Source organism: Rossellomorea sp. ABR4_004 (genome assembly GCF_056159585.1).
Genome location: NZ_JBSWVM010000001.1, coordinates 304014 through 325141, shown reverse-complemented (window position 1 = coordinate 325141; position 21128 = coordinate 304014). Strand labels below are relative to the sequence as shown.

27 protein-coding genes are annotated in these 21128 nt (G+C 38.5%); 19 read left to right on the top strand and 8 right to left on the bottom strand.

Going from position 1 to position 21128, the window contains the following annotated elements; genetic code table 11:
• Positions 1 to 203: 203 nt before the first annotated feature.
• A complete protein-coding gene (locus tag ACXAF2_RS01835; RefSeq protein WP_475137119.1) occupies positions 204 to 1265 on the bottom strand; it encodes a DUF3900 domain-containing protein in 1062 nt (353 codons plus the stop codon).
• A 154-nt stretch (positions 1266 to 1419) separates the two neighbouring features.
• On the opposite strand from ACXAF2_RS01835, the gene ACXAF2_RS01830 reads away from it, so the two are divergent.
• The 3 genes from ACXAF2_RS01830 (at position 1420) to ACXAF2_RS01820 (ending at position 5066) form a co-directional block, all read left to right on the top strand.
• Positions 1420 to 2391 carry a cation diffusion facilitator family transporter gene (locus tag ACXAF2_RS01830; RefSeq protein WP_475137118.1) on the top strand — a complete coding sequence of 324 codons (972 nt, stop codon included), beginning with the start codon at positions 1420 to 1422 and terminating at the stop codon, positions 2389 to 2391.
• Positions 2392 to 2648: 257 nt separating this feature from the next.
• Entirely contained in the window at positions 2649 to 3266 is a 618-nt protein-coding gene (locus tag ACXAF2_RS01825) for an NUDIX hydrolase (protein ID WP_475137117.1), read from the top strand.
• Between the two features lie 1350 nt (positions 3267 to 4616).
• Positions 4617 to 5066, top strand: coding sequence for a hypothetical protein (locus ACXAF2_RS01820; protein ID WP_475137116.1), 450 nt, complete (start codon positions 4617 to 4619; stop codon positions 5064 to 5066).
• 33 nt (positions 5067 to 5099) lie between these two features.
• Here ACXAF2_RS01820 and ACXAF2_RS01815 read toward each other — a convergent pair whose 3' ends face one another.
• Positions 5100 to 5348, bottom strand: coding sequence for a DUF2164 domain-containing protein (locus ACXAF2_RS01815; protein ID WP_475137115.1), 249 nt, complete (start codon positions 5346 to 5348; stop codon positions 5100 to 5102).
• Positions 5349 to 5604: 256 nt separating this feature from the next.
• Here ACXAF2_RS01815 and mscL point away from each other — a divergent pair, with 256 nt between their 5' ends.
• From mscL to ACXAF2_RS01795, 4 genes are all read left to right on the top strand, one after another.
• Positions 5605 to 5988: a large conductance mechanosensitive channel protein MscL gene (gene mscL, locus ACXAF2_RS01810; protein ID WP_475137114.1), complete on the top strand. Its 384-nt coding sequence runs from the start codon at positions 5605 to 5607 to the stop codon at positions 5986 to 5988.
• An 84-nt stretch (positions 5989 to 6072) separates the two neighbouring features.
• Complete coding sequence (locus tag ACXAF2_RS01805; protein WP_475137113.1) at positions 6073 to 6627, top strand: DinB family protein; 555 nt, start codon at positions 6073 to 6075, stop codon at positions 6625 to 6627.
• Between the two features lie 185 nt (positions 6628 to 6812).
• Positions 6813 to 7010 carry a cold-shock protein CspD gene (cspD, locus tag ACXAF2_RS01800; RefSeq protein WP_032088076.1) on the top strand — a complete coding sequence of 66 codons (198 nt, stop codon included), beginning with the start codon at positions 6813 to 6815 and terminating at the stop codon, positions 7008 to 7010.
• 170 nt (positions 7011 to 7180) lie between these two features.
• Positions 7181 to 7396 (top strand): hypothetical protein, encoded by a 216-nt coding sequence (locus ACXAF2_RS01795; protein ID WP_475137112.1) that lies wholly within the window; start codon positions 7181 to 7183, stop codon positions 7394 to 7396.
• Positions 7397 to 7718: 322 nt separating this feature from the next.
• Here the strand turns inward: ACXAF2_RS01795 and ACXAF2_RS01790 are convergent, their stop codons facing one another.
• Positions 7719 to 7850 (bottom strand): hypothetical protein, encoded by a 132-nt coding sequence (locus ACXAF2_RS01790; protein ID WP_258549727.1) that lies wholly within the window; start codon positions 7848 to 7850, stop codon positions 7719 to 7721.
• Positions 7851 to 8106: 256 nt separating this feature from the next.
• On the opposite strand from ACXAF2_RS01790, the gene ACXAF2_RS01785 reads away from it, so the two are divergent.
• The 4 genes from ACXAF2_RS01785 to ACXAF2_RS01770 all read left to right on the top strand — a co-directional run bounded on the left by ACXAF2_RS01785 (position 8107) and on the right by ACXAF2_RS01770 (position 11397).
• Entirely contained in the window at positions 8107 to 9612 is a 1506-nt protein-coding gene (locus tag ACXAF2_RS01785; RefSeq protein WP_475137111.1) for a glycine betaine uptake BCCT transporter, read from the top strand.
• A gap of 172 nt (positions 9613 to 9784) precedes the next feature.
• Positions 9785 to 10486 carry a Type 1 glutamine amidotransferase-like domain-containing protein gene (locus ACXAF2_RS01780; RefSeq protein WP_475137110.1) on the top strand — a complete coding sequence of 234 codons (702 nt, stop codon included), beginning with the start codon at positions 9785 to 9787 and terminating at the stop codon, positions 10484 to 10486.
• Positions 10487 to 10568: 82 nt separating this feature from the next.
• The gene (locus ACXAF2_RS01775; protein ID WP_475137109.1) at positions 10569 to 10838 is read left to right on the top strand and encodes a hypothetical protein; all 270 of its coding nucleotides are present in this window, start codon (positions 10569 to 10571) and stop codon (positions 10836 to 10838) included.
• Between the two features lie 121 nt (positions 10839 to 10959).
• A complete protein-coding gene (locus ACXAF2_RS01770) occupies positions 10960 to 11397 on the top strand; it encodes a GNAT family N-acetyltransferase (RefSeq protein WP_475137108.1) in 438 nt (145 codons plus the stop codon).
• A gap of 112 nt (positions 11398 to 11509) precedes the next feature.
• Here ACXAF2_RS01770 and ACXAF2_RS01765 read toward each other — a convergent pair whose 3' ends face one another.
• Positions 11510 to 12601, bottom strand: coding sequence for an AI-2E family transporter (locus ACXAF2_RS01765; protein WP_324744118.1), 1092 nt, complete (start codon positions 12599 to 12601; stop codon positions 11510 to 11512).
• A 99-nt stretch (positions 12602 to 12700) separates the two neighbouring features.
• Between ACXAF2_RS01765 and ACXAF2_RS01760 the strand changes: the two genes are divergently transcribed.
• The 4 genes from ACXAF2_RS01760 (at position 12701) to ACXAF2_RS01745 (ending at position 17278) form a co-directional block, all read left to right on the top strand.
• Entirely contained in the window at positions 12701 to 13489 is a 789-nt protein-coding gene (locus ACXAF2_RS01760; protein WP_475137107.1) for a nucleotidyltransferase domain-containing protein, read from the top strand.
• 75 nt (positions 13490 to 13564) lie between these two features.
• The gene (locus ACXAF2_RS01755; RefSeq protein ID WP_475137106.1) at positions 13565 to 15088 is read left to right on the top strand and encodes a spore germination protein; all 1524 of its coding nucleotides are present in this window, start codon (positions 13565 to 13567) and stop codon (positions 15086 to 15088) included.
• Complete coding sequence (locus tag ACXAF2_RS01750) at positions 15072 to 16175, top strand: GerAB/ArcD/ProY family transporter (RefSeq protein WP_475137105.1); 1104 nt, start codon at positions 15072 to 15074, stop codon at positions 16173 to 16175. Before ACXAF2_RS01755 ends, ACXAF2_RS01750 begins: the two co-directional genes overlap by 17 nt.
• Positions 16172 to 17278, top strand: coding sequence for a Ger(x)C family spore germination protein (locus tag ACXAF2_RS01745; RefSeq protein ID WP_475137104.1), 1107 nt, complete (start codon positions 16172 to 16174; stop codon positions 17276 to 17278). The genes ACXAF2_RS01750 and ACXAF2_RS01745 overlap by 4 nt, the downstream gene beginning before the upstream one ends.
• 97 nt (positions 17279 to 17375) lie before the next feature.
• Here the strand turns inward: ACXAF2_RS01745 and ACXAF2_RS01740 are convergent, their stop codons facing one another.
• The 3 genes from ACXAF2_RS01740 to ACXAF2_RS01730 are packed head-to-tail and all read right to left on the bottom strand — an operon-like array spanning position 17376 to position 18635.
• Positions 17376 to 17690, bottom strand: a complete 315-nt coding sequence (locus ACXAF2_RS01740) for a DMT family transporter (protein ID WP_475137103.1) — start codon at positions 17688 to 17690, stop codon at positions 17376 to 17378.
• Positions 17690 to 18034: a DMT family transporter gene (locus ACXAF2_RS01735; protein WP_475137102.1), complete on the bottom strand. Its 345-nt coding sequence runs from the start codon at positions 18032 to 18034 to the stop codon at positions 17690 to 17692. Before ACXAF2_RS01735 ends, ACXAF2_RS01740 begins: the two co-directional genes overlap by 1 nt.
• Before the next feature lie 4 nt (positions 18035 to 18038).
• Complete coding sequence (locus ACXAF2_RS01730) at positions 18039 to 18635, bottom strand: TetR/AcrR family transcriptional regulator (protein ID WP_475137101.1); 597 nt, start codon at positions 18633 to 18635, stop codon at positions 18039 to 18041.
• A gap of 173 nt (positions 18636 to 18808) precedes the next feature.
• Between ACXAF2_RS01730 and ACXAF2_RS01725 the strand changes: the two genes are divergently transcribed.
• The 4 genes from ACXAF2_RS01725 (at position 18809) to ACXAF2_RS01710 (ending at position 20472) form a co-directional block, all read left to right on the top strand.
• Positions 18809 to 19138 carry a hypothetical protein gene (locus ACXAF2_RS01725; RefSeq protein WP_475137100.1) on the top strand — a complete coding sequence of 110 codons (330 nt, stop codon included), beginning with the start codon at positions 18809 to 18811 and terminating at the stop codon, positions 19136 to 19138.
• 75 nt (positions 19139 to 19213) lie between these two features.
• Positions 19214 to 19579 (top strand): aminoacyl-tRNA hydrolase, encoded by a 366-nt coding sequence (locus ACXAF2_RS01720; protein WP_475137099.1) that lies wholly within the window; start codon positions 19214 to 19216, stop codon positions 19577 to 19579.
• A gap of 19 nt (positions 19580 to 19598) precedes the next feature.
• Positions 19599 to 19943 (top strand): VOC family protein, encoded by a 345-nt coding sequence (locus tag ACXAF2_RS01715; RefSeq protein ID WP_475137098.1) that lies wholly within the window; start codon positions 19599 to 19601, stop codon positions 19941 to 19943.
• Between the two features lie 49 nt (positions 19944 to 19992).
• A complete protein-coding gene (locus ACXAF2_RS01710; protein ID WP_475137097.1) occupies positions 19993 to 20472 on the top strand; it encodes an NUDIX hydrolase in 480 nt (159 codons plus the stop codon).
• Positions 20473 to 20652: 180 nt separating this feature from the next.
• Here the strand turns inward: ACXAF2_RS01710 and ACXAF2_RS01705 are convergent, their stop codons facing one another.
• Positions 20653 to 20844 carry a hypothetical protein gene (locus tag ACXAF2_RS01705; protein WP_324744107.1) on the bottom strand — a complete coding sequence of 64 codons (192 nt, stop codon included), beginning with the start codon at positions 20842 to 20844 and terminating at the stop codon, positions 20653 to 20655.
• Positions 20845 to 21128 lie beyond the last annotated feature (284 nt).

Below are 21128 nucleotides of genomic sequence, written 5' to 3'. Positions count from 1 at the left end.
GAGCGGAAGGATGATCGACTCCTGCGGGAATAGCTGGACAGGTGAGACCCCGGAGGCGCAGCCGAGGAGGCTCACCGCCAGCCCCGCGGAAAGCGAGCATCCTGTAGCGGAAATCAACTATTACTTTCTCTTCTACAATAGCAACAAACTTTACGAAAAGAGCCTTTAAAAAAGAGCCATGTAATTTAAAACATGGCTCCGTCTCATTCTTTTTCTTGTATTCGTTGAATCACTTCATGCAGTTCATCAGGCTTTAAAAATTCAAGGGGGGAGAAGCCTTTTTCAAACATGACGGACTCGCTTTCGATCATCAGTACATATCGACCGTTCACTTTCGCCAGATGGATGCTGTCACCAAAGTCGGAAAGAAGGGCTTTAACGGAGACATGATCAAGTTTCACCTTCAGTTCGACTTCAGGTGACTGTTCGACGATTTGAGAGGTGGCTTCTACCACTTGTTCAGTTGTGAACCTTTCCTGAAGCTCACGCTTTGGACTGATTGCCCATTCTTCCACCGCTTCTTCAAACTCGACACGTTCATCGCTCTCTTCAGCATACGTTTCAGAAATATGTTCCTTCACCATCCCGTAAACTTGGGATTTCACGATTTCGGGCATGGACTTCTCATATTCAACCCATTTTAAGAAATCTTCAAAGTATCTGGCATGTGATGCTTGATGGATTTTGATTTCGCCAGCGTCCATCATGCCTTCCTCCGGCATATAGGGATACTGGATGGATTTCATGTTTTTCGTCGTAATCGCCATTTCGACATTGTGAATCAGAGTCGCTTCATCGGTTATAGTGGCAACCTTTGGCTCAAAATCGCATTTCATGATGAACACAAAAGGATCGTCGAAGAATTTCGTCAGCTTTGCAGTCGCTACGAGGAATGCACCACCGCGGATAGCACTTGCTTCTATGTACATTTGAACGATTTGATCACAGGCTTCGCGAAAGTCCTCTTTGTTGTCGGCATAACGTGTGCGGTGAAATAAATTAAAATTTGGATTGGAAGTCAGTTCGTGACCTGGTTCCACTACAAATCGTCCAATTTTGGTTGGGGCAGACTCTGACTTTGAATGTCGATCTACTTTCCGCTTCACAATTTTTGTTAGTTCGCCATCTAAAAAACTTTTTAATGGACTTTCTTCATATTCGGTTCCAGTTAACGTCTGAAAATGCTTATGCCGTTTATCGGCTTCTTCGCCTTTGCCCTCTACCTGTATCAAGTAGAAGGAAAGGTTTTGAATAGTAAAATCCATGTTTTGTTCTCCTGACCTTAATTTCGTTTTATGTAATCATCTATACATTCATTGTTATAGTATAGAAAAGCTGAAAAGGTTCGTCAATTGGCTTATGAAAGTTCTTTCTGGTGAGATACTACTTGTTAAGAATTAAGTATAGGTGGTGTGAAATGTGGGGGATCAATCTTTTTTTTCATTAGTGAAGAAAGGAAACAAGTCATCGTTTTTCGCTATGGTGGGGAACGGGATTTTGGCAATTGCAAAGGGGATAGCCTACTTCATCAGTGGAAGTGGAGCAATGTTTGCCTCGGCGATGCATTCGTTAGCTGATGCAGTGAATCAAGGCTTTGTATTTATTGGAAGTGTTCTTTCTGAAAAACAGCCAACCGAGAAGTTCCCGACAGGCTTTGGAAGAGTCATCAATCTTTTCTGCATGATTGCGGTTATCGTTGTTTCCATCATGGCCTATGAAACCATACGGGAAGGGATTCATTTACTTAAACATCCCGCAGAGGTAAAGGGCATTTGGCTGAACGTGTCGGTATTATTACTGAATATCCTTATCGATGGGGCCATTCTCTATAAAGTAATGAAGGAAATCGGACAGGAAGCAAGAGCTGAAAGCACGGGTTTGGGAATTTTCTCAGGAGCGTTTAAAAACGTAAAGCGTGCTTCACCGCCGACAAGGCTCGTTTTTTATGAGGATTTGGTCGCTGTTTCAGGGGCTATCTTAGCTCTGATTGCCGTATTGGTGTCCTATTTCTCTGCCTATCAGCTTTTGGATGGAATCGTCACCATTGTCATTGGATTCCTCATGGTTGGAGTCGCCTTCAGAGTCGGTTATGACAACATGGTCGGTCTGATAGGAGTGGCTGCTCCAAAGGAAGTCGAGGACCGAATCGCAAGTGCGATCTTTGAGCACGAAGCAGTAATCGATATCTTTAAACTGAGAATCACTCAGGAAGGTCGTTACTATCATGTTGAATCGTACCTTGAACTGAAAAGGGGATTACCCCTATCGGAAGCAGATGATATTAAATTCTCTGTTCAAGATAAATTAATGAGTGATCCGGACATTGCCGACGTAACATTGGGGATCATCGAAGACGATGGAATTCAGGAATGGAAAGGAAATAATTCCTAAACACAATAGCATCCTGCCGATAAGTTCAGCAGGATGTTTATTTTATTGGATTATCAGGCAGTGAACTAAGGTTGTTGGAAATATTGTGGGAAAGATGATTTCCAATACGAAAAATACTACTTCTATGATTCTTTCAGCATACGAGATTGTTATAGATAGAATAGGGAAGTGAGGAAACGGATAGTTTGGTCTTGCTGCTCGTTCATACTATAATAAAGAAAATCATAGAATGGATTATCTAAACAAGGGGGGATAGTATGGATGTGAATGAGATACTGCAGCTATTCAAAGATAGAACTCCGAAAGTGCTTGGAAGTGAAACATTTTCTGAATATGCTATTCTACTTCCTTTGATTGAGGTTAACGGGCAAACACATGTTTTATTTGAAGTTCGTTCCTTAAACATGAGAAGACAACCTGGGGAAATTTGTTTTCCTGGAGGGAGGATAGATCGAAGTGATTCGGATGAGAAAGCAGCAGCTATTCGTGAGACATCAGAAGAACTGGGAATTCAAACGGACACCATTACAGATGTGTATCCACTTGATTATATCGTGTCACCTTTTGGGACGATTATTTATCCATATGTAGGCAAGATAAATGTATCCTTAAAGGAATTAAAACCTAATCAAGCTGAAGTGGAAGAAATCTTCACTACACCATTAACCTATCTACAGGAAAGGGAACCGGACTTATATAACATCAAGTTCAAGATGGAACCGGAAGAGAGCTTTCCCTTCAAACAAATCCCGGGTGGAGAAAATTACAACTGGCAAGCGAGAAATATGAAAGAACATTTTTACTACTATGAAGACAAAGTAATATGGGGGCTAACAGCCAGGGTTCTTCATCATTTTGTAAAACTCCTTTCGTAAGTTCTTATTAATAGGCTCTTTTCGCAAAGATTGTTATTTTCTAGCATAGAATCTGCCAGGGCTCTGTCAACCAGGTTTATGCTGGATGGTGAATGGAACTGCTCCGCTTGCAGCTAGCGTTCGGCCGTGCCTCCTCAGCTTAGCCGAACAGGGTCTCGGCACGACCGTACTTCCGCAGGAGTCTGCGCAGTTCCCCTCACCATCTTTAACAGTATTTTCATGACAGAGCTTCAAGGGGTGTAAGAAAACAATATAAATAGAAAAAAATTCTTCTTCCTTAAAAGGATATTCAATCTTTACTTTAATAAAATTGTTTGCTAAAAAGCTTGTTTAAATTGTTTTCGATTTAGGATTCATGCTCAAAAAGTTGATTGGAGCGGAAGGATGCTCGACTCCTGCGGGAATAGCTGGACAGGTGAGACCCCGGAGGCGCAGCCGAGGAGGCTCACCGCCAGCCCCGCGGAAAGCGAGCATCCTGGAGCGGAAATCAACTATTACTTTCTCCTCTACAATAGCAACAAACTTTACGAAAAGAGCCTTTTAATAAGATGTTTTCTAAAAGTTGGTTGTTATAAAATACAATTTCTTCAACGAGATCAACTATTATTAAACATGATTTGAAAGTTAAACGAGACCTTTTTAAAAAAAGAATTCTACAATTACCTATACGTATTGACATGCGTTTTCAATTTATACTTTTTTCGATAGGGCAACATGTCGGAGAAAGTATTTTTGTTTGTAAATATGTAGCAAATTGAAGTGTTTGTAATGGTTGAAATGGAGGTAAAGAGAAGTAAGTAAAGAGGATGAAAATAAGGAGAGGGGAAATAATTATGATTATTCGTGCTAAATGCTGGAGAATGTTAAGTCTACAAGAAAAAATGTTTATCCTTAAGGCTGTATGTAATAAGCATCTCAAAAAGTGATGAATAGAGATTCTTTTATTTTCTCTAGCTGGCGATGGCTTAACAATCGTCCGGCTTATTTACTGGATGTCATCGATTGGTGGTAAGATCAAACAAACATAATGAAATATTAAAAAAGCTATAAGGTATATCGGAAATCAGTATGCACTCCATTTCCTCAAACAAAGAGTTAAGATGGTGATTTTGATCCGACCACCAAGTAATTTTTCGTATGTTTATCAAACGATTTTATTGAATGACAAACCGACCTCTTTTTAATCCACTCTTTCACCTCAATATGACCCCTGGCCTGTATTCCCATACTGCCTTCTATCATTAAATTCCACTAATTTTGCATTAAAAGTACATTGAAAATTGTTTCTGGCACTTTTCATTCAACATTTGGTAAAATATTATTGCACATACATATAAGGAGGACACCTTAGTGAAAGGATCAAAAGTAGTAATCATTGCCGGAATACTTATGGCCGTTCTATTGAGTGGATGTAACAGGAATTCTGCAGAAATGGTCGTGAGTGGTGGAGTGACAATAGATGAAAAGGCCAATACGATTACATTCAGAGGAGTGGTCACAGACAAAGCACTTGAACCAGATACTCCGTTTCAAACCCGTTTCTTTCTGCAGGGAACCACGATTAAAAATGCCTTGGGAACGGATCTGATCTATACAGATGAAGAGTTAATGAGCCGTAAACAGGGAGAATCACCACAAGAGCTTGAGGTGATGAAAACTGTAGATATTAAAAAACCTGAAGAGATCGACAAGTTGATTAGAGAAATAAAGAATAAAGACAAAGAAGCTGTCACAATTGAACTTGTTAATGATAACGGTCGAATCGATGATGCTGTTCTTCATAACGTAAAAAAGGAGTAGGACAGCAATGTCCTGCTCCTTCGTATGTATTGATTATCTAGTATTTACCGGTCTTTTTAAGGCATACAAATCATCTTCGAGTAGAAGCATCTTATCCATTAATACATCTTTAGAATCCATCACTCCCTGATTATAGAGATAGGGACCAATCTCTTTCATAAAGAAATCGAACCAATTTTCAGCACCTAAATCCCCAATTTCGTCTCCGGTCTGATCATAATAAAACGTTTGAATCCGTTCAATCATCGTGTCTTTCTGTTCTTTTGGTATCTTCGTATACATGATAAGTTTTCCTCCCATTGTCTTTTTTCCATCGTAACACAAGCGGACCTATAACGGGAAAGAAGCTAAGAAAAGGAAAACGTTTGATATTGTAGATAGTCTTCCAGAACATCATCTGTTCTCTCCTTTCCCATGTAATTCTAACATACGGGTGTAGCTAGAAAGAAACTCATACTATATATTTGTATAATTGTGGCAAACTAATTCCTGACAGGCTAAGTTCCTGTACTTCAATGTAAACAAGGGGAGAATGCGAATGTGGCAGGAGTTTAAAAAGTTTGCCGTGAAAGGAAATGTCATAGATCTTGCAGTGGCGGTCATTATAGGTGCAGCTTTTGGGAAAATCGTCAAATCCCTGGTGGATGATATCATTATGCCTCTTCTAGGTATATTGCTTGGTGGCATCAGCTTTACGAACTTAAAAGTTACGGTAGGAGACGCTGTCATTACATATGGAGTCTTCCTGCAAAACGTAGTGGATTTCTTCCTCATAGCCCTCGTCATATTCTTTATTATTCGGTTATATAAGAAAATGGAACGCAAAGACGAGATCAAAGCGGAAATAAAGGTCGATCAGAAGGAAGAGCTGCTTAAAGAGATACGTGATTTATTAAAAGATTCCCAGAACAGTCCTAAATAATTGAACAATCGACAAAATAAACAAGGAGTTTTCCTATATTTATCCAATATATAGTAAGAGAAGAATAAGACGGGGGGAGAAACAATGGAAATCAACTCAAAATATTTAATTAAAGAAAAAAATGGAATGAAGAAAGACTTTTCTTTACTCCTATCAATGATGGACTATGCACGATTCACTTCCATCAGTGAAGTGGAGAACTTACCGGTGGAAATACTTGACTACAGATGTCATGATGAAGCAAATTCAATTGGGATGCTCCTTGCTCATTTTGATGCAGTTGAGAAAATTTATCAGGTCCTGACCTTTGAAAATTTAAGTGATGATGAAATTGAGGAATACGCAACGACCTTGGAACCTGCCTTAAGCTTAGGGAGTAAGGCAGCCGAATTGATTAAAGAAAATAGAGTCGAATTCTACCTTGAAAACTTGCAGATGACCAGGAACAAAACGGTGGAACAGTTCAAACAATTGGATGAAACTTGGCTATATGAAGAAACGGACTGGTGGTATGGTGAAAAAGGAAATAACTTCTTTAAGTGGTTTCATGTATTTGAAGATGAAATCAATCATAGGGGACAAATACGTATGATCAAAAAACTCTATGCAAAAGAACAGAAGCCTACAATGGCAGACTAATAACACACTGGTAATTTACAAATTGCCCCATACAGTTCTTGAGTTTTGCATGAGATTCTGTTATAGTTAAGATAGTTATTTTTGTTCGGTTAATATGCATGATTGAAGAACATTCGTCTTGAATCTTAATCAGAGCAGGAATATAAATATTTTTATGTGCAACTGCACTAGGAGGTACTTGTTTTATGTTACAAGGTAAAGTGAAATGGTTTAACGCTGAAAAAGGTTTCGGTTTCATCGAAGTTGAAGGTCAAGACGATGTTTTTGTTCACTTCTCTGCTATCCAAGGTGAAGGATACAAATCATTAGAAGAAGGTCAAGACGTTACGTTTGAAATCGTTGAAGGTGCTCGTGGACCACAAGCAGCTAACGTTCAAAAGTAATTCAATCGTAAAACTCCAAACAGAGTGCGTCAGCTGACGTACTCTGTTTTTTTGTGTTTTCAAACTTCCAGTTGATTCCAGACTCTATTCAGTTCGCCTCTATAGTGGTTTTCTCTAAAAAATTCTGTTACTGTACTGTTAACGATATTTATTTACTGGAGTGCTGAATTTTGTGGAAAAATGCTAAGAAATTTTTTGTTTTTATTGGAGTTTTTATAGGAAGTAACATCATACTAAGTCTTTTTGCTGGTCTGATTTTAACAAATTTGTATCATAGTGATGGATTTAAAGGGTCTCCCGTTATTGGGACCATCATTAATGTCGTAGCCGCAGTACTTGCGGTTTTTGTTGCGTACAAACCATTAAAGAAGAAAGATCAGGCATAACCTGGCAGGGGAAATCGGTGTGAGTTTCTTTTCCCCTCTTATACTGAGTATATCTTAATTCTGTATATGTGCACACTTCATACCATCATGAATAAGCTAATCACACTAACCTCTCCGGAACAATCCTGGGAGGTTTTTTTATGTAAGATATATGAGGAATATGCTCATCAATAAAAGAATCTAGCAAACCAATAGGAGTTATTGCGAAGATTCATTTACACTTTGGGTTAAAGAAATCCTGTGCTAAGAGAAACAGGCTTAATAGAAAGAGACTAGTCAGTTGACTAGTCTCTAGTTAAGTATTCAATTGTGTCACTATGTTTTATTTATTTTGTTGGTTTTGTTGATTTTGTTGTTTAGCAGCTTTTCTTGCTCTTTCAGCAGCGTTTTGCTCTTGTGCAAATTCTGCTTCATTTTTTTGTTGTTGTGGTTTGTTGTTGTTGTTGTTAGTCATGTTTATCACCTCCGTCTACTATAATTTGCCCCGAAATGAAAAAAAGATACATGAAAAATGAATATAAAAATGTGAATGTTGTATATGAAAACTTAAAGTGAGGGACGGACCTTAAAAAGGTCCGTCCCTCACTTTCCAGTTACTTACTAGTTTAGCTCTTAGAAAATGGGGGTAATAATAAGTTTGTGCATTTATTTTCTTTACATACCTATTTCTACATGATAAAGCTACATCAAAGAATTAAGGGGGAAGTCATTTGAAAAATTTTACACCAATGTTTTGGATTGCGATTACAATCGGCGTCATTTTTGTGGTTTGGGGAGTCATTTTTCCTCAGGCATTGATTGATATCATGTCCAATACTCAAGGAGTTCTACTAGACAAGTTTGGCTGGTTTTATCAATTTTCAGCTTCATTCTTTTTCATCATCGCTATCTTCTTTGCCATTAGTAAATATGGGAAGATTCGATTAGGGAAGGACACTGATAGACCTGAATATTCAACATTGACATGGTTTGCCATGCTCTTTAGTGCAGGAATGGGAATCGGACTGCTTTTCTATGGGGTTTCAGAACCTGTTTCTCATTATTCCACTCCACCATATGGGGAAGGTGGGACCATTGAATCAGCTAAGATCGGATTACGCTATACATATCTTCATTGGGGATTCCATGCCTGGGCTATTTATGCGGTCGTAGCACTGGCCCTTGCCTATTATAAATTCAGGAAGGGCATGCCAGGACTTATGAGTGCCACATTATATCCTGTCATTGGAGATAGAGTGAAAGACCCAATAGGGTATATTGTTGATATTGTCGCTGTGTTTGCCACGATTTTCGGTGTAGCGATTTCACTTGGGATTGGTGCACAACAAATTAACAGTGGACTCAATTACCTGATGGGAACCCCGATTGACTTTAAAGTTCAGCTTGTCATCATGGGAGTTGCAACGGTTCTATTTATCACCTCTGCTGCAACAGGATTATCAAAAGGAATCAAATATTTAAGCAATGCCAATATGATATTGGCGGTCTTACTATTCATTGTCTTTCTCATCGTAGGTCCTACACAATTTGTCCTGGAATTGTTTTTGACCACTTTTGGGAGTTATGTTCAGAACCTTCCAAGTATGGGTTTACGCTTTTCACCATTTAATGTGGAGAATAATCAGTGGGTGAAGGATTGGACGATATTCTATTGGGCGTGGTGGATCTCATGGACCCCGTTTGTGGGAACTTTTATTGCCAGGGTTTCAAAAGGAAGGACAGTTCGGGAGTTCATCATCGCCGTCATCATCGTTCCTACCATCGTATGCGCTCTATGGTTTGGAGTATTCGGAGGAACAGGATTGTATTATGACTTCGTTCAAGGTGTAGATGTAGCAGGTCAAAGTTTGGAGACTGCATTATTTTATGTATATGATCAAATGCCAATAAGTGGTGTTCTGTCGGTTATTTCCCTCATCTTAATCATTACTTTCTTTGTGACATCGGCTGACTCTGCCACATTTGTACTGGGGATGCAAACGTCTAATGGAAGCTTGAATCCTCCATTCTTCGTGAAGTTCAGCTGGGGGATCGTACTAGCTGCCATTGCAGCAATCTTGATGGGCACTGGTGGAATCAGCGGTTTGCAAGCCGCCACCATCATCACAGCATTACCATTAGGTATCATCTTATTTGTCATGACATATGGATTAATTCTCTCATTCCAAAAAGAAATGAAATTGAAGAAGAATAAAACGCCAGGTGCTGGTAAGTGATTTTATTAACAGAAGAAGTAATAAAATGAGTGATCAACCCTCTATTTCGTATAGAGGGTTTTTCTAATGGATTTTTTCTTGAATTTTCAAAAAATGTACGCTAACGTCACAGATTTTGATAGGATTAAGATACTTATTGAGGAATTTCGAATAAAAGGAGAGTGTTGATTCAATGAAACAGATTATCGCAATGGGTGGGGGAGGATTTTCCATGGAGCCTGAGAACCTGCTCTTAGATCAATATATAGTTAAGCAGGCCGGGCAATCAAATCCAAAAGTTTGCTTTTTGCCTACGGCCAGTGGGGATGCAGAAGGGTATATAGAGCGATTTTACAATGCCTTTCACTCACTTTCGTGTGAGCCTTCACATTTATCACTATTCAAATTGCCTACCAAAGATTTAGAGGGGTTCCTTCTTGAAAAGGATATAATCTATGTGGGTGGTGGCAATACAAAAAGTATGCTTGCCCTATGGAGAGAGTGGGAGGTCGATTCTATCCTCAAGAAAGCTTGGGAATCAGGGACGGTTCTTGCAGGTTTGAGTGCAGGTTCGATCTGTTGGTTTGAAGAAGGAATTACGGATTCGTATGGTGAAGAATTAGATACGATTGAAGGTTTGGGAATTTTAAAAGGAAGCCACTCCCCTCATTATGACGGCGAAGAAGATCGGCGTCCCCTTTTTCATTCATTTATCCGGAAAGGGCTACTTCAAGCAGGCTATGGGGTGGATGATGGTGCTGCTTTACATTTTATTGATGAAAGTCTTTATCAAGTAGTGAGTTCAAGAATTCATGCTTCGGCCTATTGGGTTGAAATGAGAGATGATGATATGCACGAAACGGTTTTATCGACAGAATTTCTAAAAAAGGGGTAAAAAGATAGTCCCAGAATCAGCATACTTTTAAATTGGATGACATAGGGATAGTGATGAGTCTTTTTCTAAGGAGGAGAACATCATGGCTGAAGATAAACGAAATACTCCAAGTGACTTTGTAAAGAACACGTCAAAGCAAGCCAGCGGGCTAGTGAATAAAACGGCAGACACAGCGAACGAAATAATCAAAAGTGTAAGCGGTAAAGGCGGACTTGTAGGGAAAGTGTCAGATACATCGGCAGATTTTGTGAAAAATGTAAGCAATACAGGGAACAAAATGGTCGGGAAAACAGTAGACACGGCAAACAAGGCAATCAAAGGTGCATCAAACAAGATATTCAAAAAGAAATGATTAAACAAGAGGAGCGATCTCCTATGGAGGGGAATTGCTTCTTTTCTTTTTCACCTCAAATAGGACGAAGATGCTATGATAAAGTAGGGATGAAAAACTCAGATCAAAATGGAGGGTGGAAATGATTCACATTTGTTTTATTTCAGCTACCGATACATATGCCATTAGACAACAAATTTTAAGGCCCACGCAATCGATAGAGGAGTGTCATTATGAAGGGGATTTAGACGACAGTTCTTTTCACGTTGGCGTTTTTGAAGGAGAGGTGCTAATCAGTATCGGTTCCTTTTATCAGGAGGCGCAACAAGGTTTGAATGGAAATCTGCCTTACCGGTTAAGGGGAATGGCCACCCTTACGGATTACAGGGGAAATGGCATTGGAAAGCAGCTCATCCAATTCAGCGAAAAGGTTCTAAAAGATAAAGGGTGCGAAATGTGGTGGTGCAATGCCAGAATTTCGGCAGGGGCATATTATAAGAAATTGGGATTAATTCAGTTGGGGGATGTATTTGAAATAGAGCCAATCGGGCCGCATGTGATTATGTATAAACAGATATGATTGTCGCGATGAAGGCAATCATATCTTCTCCTTAACCTTCTTCCGGTTCAACCTACACGTTCTTGTCACGTCATAAATAAACAACCGGGCAAGCCCGGTTGTCTCTCCATTATCATTCTTGAATCGCAGATCTTCTCAGTTTAATAAACTTCACTAAATTTAAGACAATGGTTTTTGTTACCGCGTAAAAAGGAACGGCGAGGATCATTCCTAGAATACCTGCCAGGTTTCCTGCAACCAGCAATAATATGATAATCGTAGCTGGATGAGTATCCAGACGCTTTCCTAAAATAAGGGGTGAAAGAAGATTCCCTTCTATTTGCTGTGCAATGGTGACAACTACGATGACGAGAATCGCTTTCGTCGGTGAATCAAACAATGCCACGATGATGGCAGGTGCAGCACCGATAAAAGGACCGATAAATGGAATGATATTCGTTACCGCCCCAATTAACGCCATCACCAATGCGTAGGGAAGTCCAATAATCAAATACCCGATAAAAGTAAGGGTCCCCACGAAGGAAGCTACTGTCAATTGTCCCTGTATGTATGCGGCAAGTGTATCACTCGTATCCTTTAACGTGTTGATCCCTTCTTCCCGGTAGGCAGGAGGAAGGAATTTTGAAATGGCCTTTGGAAATTTATGGCCGTCTTTAAACATAAAGAATAATAGAAACGGGACGGTGACAATCAGTATTGTAATACTGGTCAAAACACTTACTAATCCTTTTAGAGCAGTTGTAATATTATCAGGTAAAGTATTGGCAAAGTCCATTAGCTGTTTTTCTACATCTTTAAGTGACACATAATCTTGACTCATCATCCATTTGAATTGTTGAGTTTCGGATAAGTATTCGATAAAATTCCTCGTTTGTCTTGCATACTCCGGAAGTTCATTGAACAACCCAGTTATCTGCTTCGAGAGAATAGGCGCGATATTCCCTATAATTAAAACCATCACACCAATAATAGCAGCATAAAGAACGATAATGGCGATGGTTCTCGGCAATCTTGCTTTTTCCAGAAGGTTGACTAATGGATTCAATAAAAAATACAGAAATCCTGAAATGATGATCGGGAAGAATAATGTTGAAGCAAATACGACGATCGGTTCAAATAAAAATGAAATCTTAGTTGAAACATAAATGATGGTAAGAATGATGAGAACCTGCAGGCTCCATGAGTACATCTTTTTCTTGGTCAAGCTATTCACCTCTATCTATCGACTTGTTTGTGTGATTAAGTATATCAAATACTGAAAGGAAAACCCTACTAATATATATAGGATAAGGAGAATTATTTTGTGAGAAAAATCATTCTGGATGAGTTGAAAAATATCGAAACAGAAGAAAGAGTAAGGATTCTGTATGCCGTCGAAGGCGGAAGTCGGGCATGGGGCTATCATACAGATGAGAGCGATTATGATGTGCGGTTTATATATATTCGGGAGGTAACGGCATATTTAGATCTTCAAGAGACCAAGGAGGTGATTGTAAAGTCTACCCAGTATCCCATTGAATTCAGTGGATGGGACCTTAGTAAAGCACTCAAACTTCTTCGTAAATCAAATCCGTCCCTGTTGGAATGGTTAACAAATGAAAACATTTATAGGGAGCACTCGGCTATAGAGAAAATCAGGGAGCTCCGAGACATGACTTTTTCTCCCGCCCGCTGTGTAAAACATTACAACAACATGGTTAAAAACAATATGGAAAAGTATTTGAAAGAGGATATCAAAGATTTGAAGAAATGGATGACGATTATCAGGCCGTGGCTTGCTTATAAGTGGATTAAGGAGTATCAAACGTTTCCTCCGAATGGGACGAACGAAATGGTTGACTCTATTAATGTGACTAAAAAAATAAAGGATAACATCTCCTCAATGCTCCGATCGAGGGTCAATGGGAAGGAAGTTCCTCTCCATATTTTAATGTATATGGAAGAGTACATAAGAGAAGATTTACTAAAAATGGATGGGAATCTGGAGGATCTACATAGCAAGGATTCTTTTCAATGGGGAGAGATAAACCAAACTTTCTTAAACATTCTAGAAGATATATGGGAGGTACATTTAAACAGAAAGGAACGTTGATAGGAACCTTGCACATGCATAATAGCATCTCATTTGGGAAGCATAGAAAAAAAGATTCTTACTGAAGGTGCTATTATGAGCTCGTTTAATAAAAGAAATAGAAGAATTCCAAAGCAGCTGCTTTCAGAAAAAGAAGAAGTTGAGCCTGAATTTCTCACAATAGAAGAGAAAATTTCATATTTTCGTAACGGTCTGTTTAATACAGATGATTTAAATATAAGAGAACTCACCTTTAATAATAAAAAAATGACCATTATGTTTATAGATTCAGTCATTGATAATAGGAGCTTACAGACGTATATTATTAAGCCGATATTAGAAAAAGGCTCCGGCAATATACGTAATGTCATAAGTACTAATAGTATTAAAGAAACACTGTATTTAGATGAGGCACTCAGCGCAATGGTGGATGGACACTGCCTTTTAATTACGGAAGATAGTGAAATCCTGACCTTTATCAGTATGCCTAAAATTCTTACTAATCGTTTTGAACCAGTAAATGAAAAGGTGATTAGAGGATCACATCAGGGTTTTAGTGAAAATATCACAGAAAATGTGCATCTTATAAGAGAGAGAGTTTCCAGTCAGAAATTGACAGTGAAATACTCAAGTGTAGGAGAAACAACAAGAACAAAGTACGCTTTAGTTTATTTATCTCATTTGACAAATCCTGAATTGTTGAAAACGATTGAGGACCGGATCAATTATGTCCAAGCAGATGCGATTCAGTCACCGGGATACTTTGAAGAATTTCTAGAAGATAATTCGTTTTCTCCATTTCCCCAATTTTTGAATACGGAAAGACCGGATCGTGCAGCCGGAAATCTAATGGAAGGCAGAATTGCACTTATAATGGAAGGGAGTCCTACCGTGTTAATTCTGCCTGTGAATTTTTTCTCTTTCTTTCAAACGGCAGAGGATTATAATAATCGGGCATTTATCGGTTCATTCATCCGATTCATTAGATTAATCAGTTTTATCGCAACGCTTTGCTTACCCGCTTTTTATATCGCTGTCATTTCTTATAATTATGAAATCATACCGGTAGAAATAATATTTTCGATCAAAAGCTCACTGGAATATGTTCCATTTCCTCCATTGATTGAAGCAGCCATCATGCAATTGACCTTGGAATTACTTCGGGAAGCTGCGATACGATTACCGAATCCTATCGCCCAAACCATTGGGGTAGTGGGGGGACTTGTTATCGGGACGGCTGTTGTTGAAGCGAATCTGGTTTCCAATACGATGGTTATCGTGGTTGCAATTACAGCTATATCATCTTTCGTTATTCCATCTAACGAGATGAGTACTTCCGTCAGGATACTAGGATTTCCGTTAATGGTTTTTGCTGCTTTATTTGGGGTTCTCGGAATCGTAATAGGTTTAATGCTGCTGTTGATACATATGTCGACGCTTAAATCGTTAGGTCAATATTATTTATACCCTGTTGCACCTTTGGATTTTAAGTCACTAAAAGACACCTTTATTCGTGTTCCAATATGGCTGATGAAAGAAAGGCCAAAGGATTTGAAGCCACAGTATAAATGGAAAACGACGGATCCTCGAGGATGGAAAAAAAATGAAGAATCAGAGTAATCTTACTTCCATTCAATTGATATTATTCATCATTCAAACACAAATTGGAGTCGGGGTCCTTGGCCTTCCATTCAGCGTATTTTCCATATCTAAAGGTGATGCGTGGATTTCAGTATTACTGGCTGGCATTGTCGTTCAAATACTGATAACGTTTTTCTGGCTATTAGGCAGGAGGTTCCCTGCTAAATCCCTTTTCCAGTATTCGATACAGTTGGCAGGGAAAGCGGGAGGTACATTCATTAATGTTTCTTATGTCCTTTATGGGTTGCTTGTTACAAGCCTTATTTTGATGTATTCAACTGCCATCATCAAGACATGGGTGCTTACACTTACACCAAAATGGATCATCATGTTTCTCTTAATGGGAACGGCAATCTATCTGGGAAAGGAATTATTACGTGACATATGCAATGTATATGTAGTGGTTTCGGGGCTGATATTCTTTCTGATCATGATATCGATCGTTGTATTAATCATGTACCCTGTTGATTGGAGGTATCTTCTTCCGATTGGACATTCAGGTGGGATCAACATTCTCAAAGGGATAAAAGAAGCCTATTTCTCAATGCTTGGCTTTGAGTTGCTTTTGTTTCTCTTTCCTTATTTCCAGCATAATGGGGAACGGTCTGTCTTATTCTCAGCATCCATTGCCAACCTCTCTGTAACATTGATCTATACATTTCTCACCATTGTCAGTCTGGTAACGTTTAGTCCTGAGGAATTAGTCATCATTCCCCAGCCGGTCCTATATTATGTGAAATCCCTGTATTTACAAATTGTTGAAAGAGTTGACCTGGTATTCGTTTCGCTTTGGGTTGTAAGTGTCATTACTTCTATAACAAGCTACCTTTTTTTGTCTACTGAGGGAATCGCCAATACCTTTACACGAATCAAACGTCCTGTCATTACCATATTCTTTGGCAGTTTATCTTTTATTATTGCGCTAATTCCCAATAAAGAAGCAGAAATGGAAATGTACAACAAATGGGTGATTAATTCTTCTTATTTGTTCATACTTGTCATTCCATTTTTATTATTGGGAATCTCTTTTATTTTCAAGAAAAAGGAAAGAGGGAAGAACGCATGAACAAAAGATTCATCTTAATCACGGTTCTTGTTCTGATTCAGTTAACCTTAACGGGTTGTTGGGATCAACGATTGTTGAAAGACGGAAGGCTGGTTTTTTCCTCTGCCTTTGATTTAGTGGATGATGAAACCATAAGAGCTACAGCCATTATCCGTGATTTCAAAGATCAGACACCAACCAATGTGGTGGTACAAGGGGAAGGGAAAACCATTCGCGAGACAAGAATGTATATGGACCGGAAAATTTCCGGAGTTTTTGAGCCATCAAAGAATCGGGTGTTTTTATTAGGGGAAGAATTAGCAAAAAAAGATATATATAAGTTTTTAGATATTTTCTACCGGGATCCAAATAGCTCCATTTCTGCCAAATTAGCCATTGTGGAAGGAGAAGGTGGGGAGATTCTTACTAAATTAAGTGAAAAAAACGTATTGATTTCAGAATTTATCATCGAACTGTTCAAAAGTGCAGAATCTTCCACAGGCATTCCGAAACAAAATTTACAAACCGTCTGTACGTTTATGTTCGATGAAGGGAAGGATTTTGCCCTTCCCCTCATCAAAATGGAGAATGATGAAGTGATGTTGAGTGGTACGGGTATTTTCCATAAGAATTCTATGACTGGTACTTTGACTTTTGAGGAAACATCCATGTATTTAATGATGAACAACGAAGTGGCTAAGAGGACTCGGTTTGTATCCAAAATCGAAGAAGATAAGAAACTGAATATTGAAAATTATATAACGTACAATATATCAAAATCTAAATCAGAGCTTAAAATTGTTTCTGACTCACCAAACAATATACAAGTAGAGATAAAAGTAAACGCAGATATATCTGTTGTAGAATATCCAGAAGATAAATTAACCGATAAGAAAAAACTAAAGAAACTGAATAAACAAATTTCAAAACGGTTGACAGAAGATGCGGAAAAAATAATTGAAAAAATTCAAGTGGCTAATTCAGATTTATTTGGTATTGGCAGAGAGTTGATTGCTCATCATCCAAAAACATGGGAAAAGCTTGACTGGGAGGAAAAATACCCTGCCATTACGATTACCCCTGCGATTGAAGTGGAAATAGTTAGTCATGGAATAATCAATTGATCGATCTTGTAAGTAAGAAAAATCAATATTATAAGGAAACAAACTGTGTCCAGCCACTGAAAACAGCATATTCAATGGTTGGACACTAGTACAGTATTCATGAAACAATCTTTAAACCAATAATACTCCCAATAATGCAACTAATAAAAAATAATCTCTTTAAATCCTTCGTTTCCCTGAAAAAGATCATCCCGATAATGACAGCACCTGCAGACCCTATCCCGGTCCAGATGCCATATCCAGTACTTACTGGGATATCCAGTAAAGAAAGGGATAATAAATAAAAGCTTATTCCTCCTGCTGCGAAGCTTACGATGGAAGGGGCCAGCTTCTTGTATCCTTCAGAAAGCTTCATAAACGTTACCATCACAACTTCAGATAACCCGGCAAAAATGAGAAATATCCACGCCATTAGTATGACCTCCCTGTAGCTTGCTCTTCTTTATCACTCATTTTAAGGCCGATCACTCCGAAAATGAGTAGTGTAATAAACGCAACTTTTAAAATGCTAATCCCATCATTTAGGAATACCATTCCCACAACGGCAGTGCCGGCTGCTCCAATTCCGGTGAAGACGGCATATGCAGTTCCGATTGGCAATAATTTCATGGAATTAGAAAAAAAATAAAAACTGATTAAGATGAGAACAGCAGTGATAATACTTGGGACAGGTTTTGTAAATCCCTCTGAAAGGGATAACCCCGTTGCCCAGCCAATCTCTAAAATCCCACCAATAATAACGTATATCCAACCCATGATGCTACTCTCCTTTACGACTTGATATACCTAATTCATAAACCTTCCAAGCCGATTCAATTCGTTGTCTGAAAATTTCTTCTGTATAATAATGATGCTCTAAAAATACTCCATCCACTAAACATAAAAAGGAGGCAATAAATTCATCCTCCTTGATTTCACTGAACAATTTTTGTTTTTGACCCTCCTGGTAAATCGATACCAAAATGGTTGTTGTCACCTGTTCAAAATGAATGAAATGTTTTTGGATAAGATCTTTAAACACTTCTGGAGGAAAGAATGTGACTCGTTTCCATAAAAGTGCTTCTTTTGTTGTAACTAATCGGTGACAAAATAAGTCAAAGAGTGTTCGTACATTCTTTAGAGGTTCTTGAAAGTTCATTTTTTCCGCTGCACTCTTATAGGCAGTCACTTCAGACACTCTTAAATCCTCAAGCACTTCCATAAATAAATCCTCTTTGCTTCGGAAGTGGTTGTAAATGGATGGCTTCTTAATTCCCACCTCGGTTGCAATTTCCGTTAACGAGGTATCCTCATACCCTTTCTGACCGAATAAATCCAGAGCGACCTCTTTTATGAGTTGTTTGTTTTCATTCTTCATATTCATTCACCTTCTCTTTAAACTAACTAACGGTCGTTAGTTTTATTTTATACCTCATTTATTATCATTGCAAGAGGGGAAAATTCATCCACTTTCTTCAAAAAGATCGAATAGATGTAAGATTCCTTTCATATAATCATCTGTTGATTTTATTTGGAAGGAAAGGGATACACATGATGGGTTTACGAGCTAAATTTGTGATACTTAGTATGTTACTTATTCTTCTGGTGGGGCTCTTTATCCTGAAGCAGGTGGTTATCAGTCATGAAGATTGGGTAATGATTGAGGAAAAGTATTTTCCGGCGAATGATAAAAAAGGTGCGGAAGGAATTAAGTCAGGTGAGGTTATAGATGAAGACAGCAGCCATCCGTCATGCTCTATGAAATTTGATAACGGTCACACCTATAAGTTGGATTGTGATCAATATTTAGATTTTAAAATAGGAGAGAAGGTCAAAATAGTCTCAGTCGAAAATAATTATGTAAAACTAAGAAGAAAGTAAATAATAATGAGGTCCATTTCTTTCCATGGTAAAATAACAGGTATTAAATGATAAAAGAAAGGGCTGATTAGACGAATGAATAAACGTGATCTCGTTCAATATTTTATTGTTAATAAGGAACTGAATATGTCAAAAGGGAAAACGGCAGCGCAAGTGGCACATGCTGCTACTCTTAGCACGCTGACGATGATGTCATCTGATTCACCTTTTCAAGATCGACAAACAGACTTTATAGAATGGGTGCAAACAGGAATGAAAAAAATTGTCCTAAAGGGGAAAACCGGTGAGCTGGAGAAATTAGAGGGTGATGGATATTTCACTATTCATGATAGCGGGTTAACAGAAATTAAAGAGGGATCTTTAACAGTAGTAGCACTTCCGCCAATGGAAAAGTTTGAAGCAAAAGAGATTGTCGGGCACTTAACACTATTAAAAAACTAGAGAAGAAGGAGGTAATTCATTGTTTTCTAAAGTTGATACAGTCCATATGAGTGTAAAAGATGTAAGAAAGTCTATTCAATGGTATGTAGAGGTATTGGAGTTTGAGCGCGTTTTTGATTCGGGAGAGTATGTTGTGTTTCAAATAGGTCAAGGAGACTCTACTTTAACGGTTCAAGAAGGAGAGGTCCGTCCCTCATCCGTCAAGCCGATTCTCTTTTCGGATGCGCTCGAAGAGACCCGGTTAAAGCTTGTGGCAAAAGACGTAAAGGTTGGTGAGATAAAAGAGGATGGAGAGGTTACATATTTTGAGTTTTGGGATATAGATGGAAATGGTTTTGAGGCTTGTCAGTATATAACGGAGTAATTCGGTCTATGCTTCATTACGTTAGCAGATTCAGTGAGGAGATTGATCAATGGGATACATAGAAGAATTAAGAGAAATTGTTGGAACACGCCCTCTTATATTAGTCGGATCGGTCGTCATTATTTTAAATGAGAAAGAGGAAGTGCTTCTGCAGCAAAGGAGATTTCCGAATGGCTCATGGGGACTGCCTGGGGGATTAATGGAATTGGGAGAGTCAACGGAAGAGACGGCGAGAAGAGAAGTGAAGGAAGAGACGAATCTGACATTAGGTAAGTTAAATCTGTTAAACGTATATTCTGGTGCGGATCAATACATTATAGCTGAAAATGGAGATGAGTTTTACGTAGTCACCACAGCCTACTTTACAAATGATTACAATGGAGAAATGAAAGCAGAACACTCTGAATCCATTCAACTAACGTTTTGTAATCTAGAAGAATTACCTGATAGTATTGTGGGGAGCCACGAGCGTATGCTGATTGATTATAAACAACATTTATACATGGCCAAGGGTAAACAGCGTTGCTAAAAGAAAAACATGGCACACGAGAGGGGTGGTCCCTTATAAAGGATAGGTCTTCCCTGTGAAATATAACAGGGTAACTCTGCCCCACTTTGTACACAAATAGGTTGGGTTTGATTACAAAAAAGCTGATCAGACAAGGTTCTGATCAGCTTTTATAGCGATTGATTCTATAGAGAGAAGCGATTATTTTAATGTATCTAGATACGCATAATATGCGGCTAGTTTTTCGTTGTTGTTTGCAGCCCGACCGTTCCCTTTTAATGATTTACCTATCGCGAAATATTCTTTATGAACAGGTAGAACGTGAACGGTAACAGCTGGACGCCCTCTATGCCTATAATCCTGAGGAACGTGAAGCATGGAAAATCGTTTCATTGAAATGCCTCCTTTAAGGAGAAAGCTACTCTACCCATTTATTATTTAAGTAGAATCAATAGTTGTTTAACCTTAACATAGCGTATCATTTGATTCAAATTTCAGATTATTCCGTACAATTCATCTCGAATAAATTTTTTAAAAGTACCCCCAAGATTGGGATTTTTCTTTCGTATTCTTTGATAGGAATGCAAAAGGTTTATAGCCATGCATAGAAGAAAAACAACTTGGAGGTATTTAAAAGTATGAACATTGATGATGTACTAGAAGATACCGTAGAACTT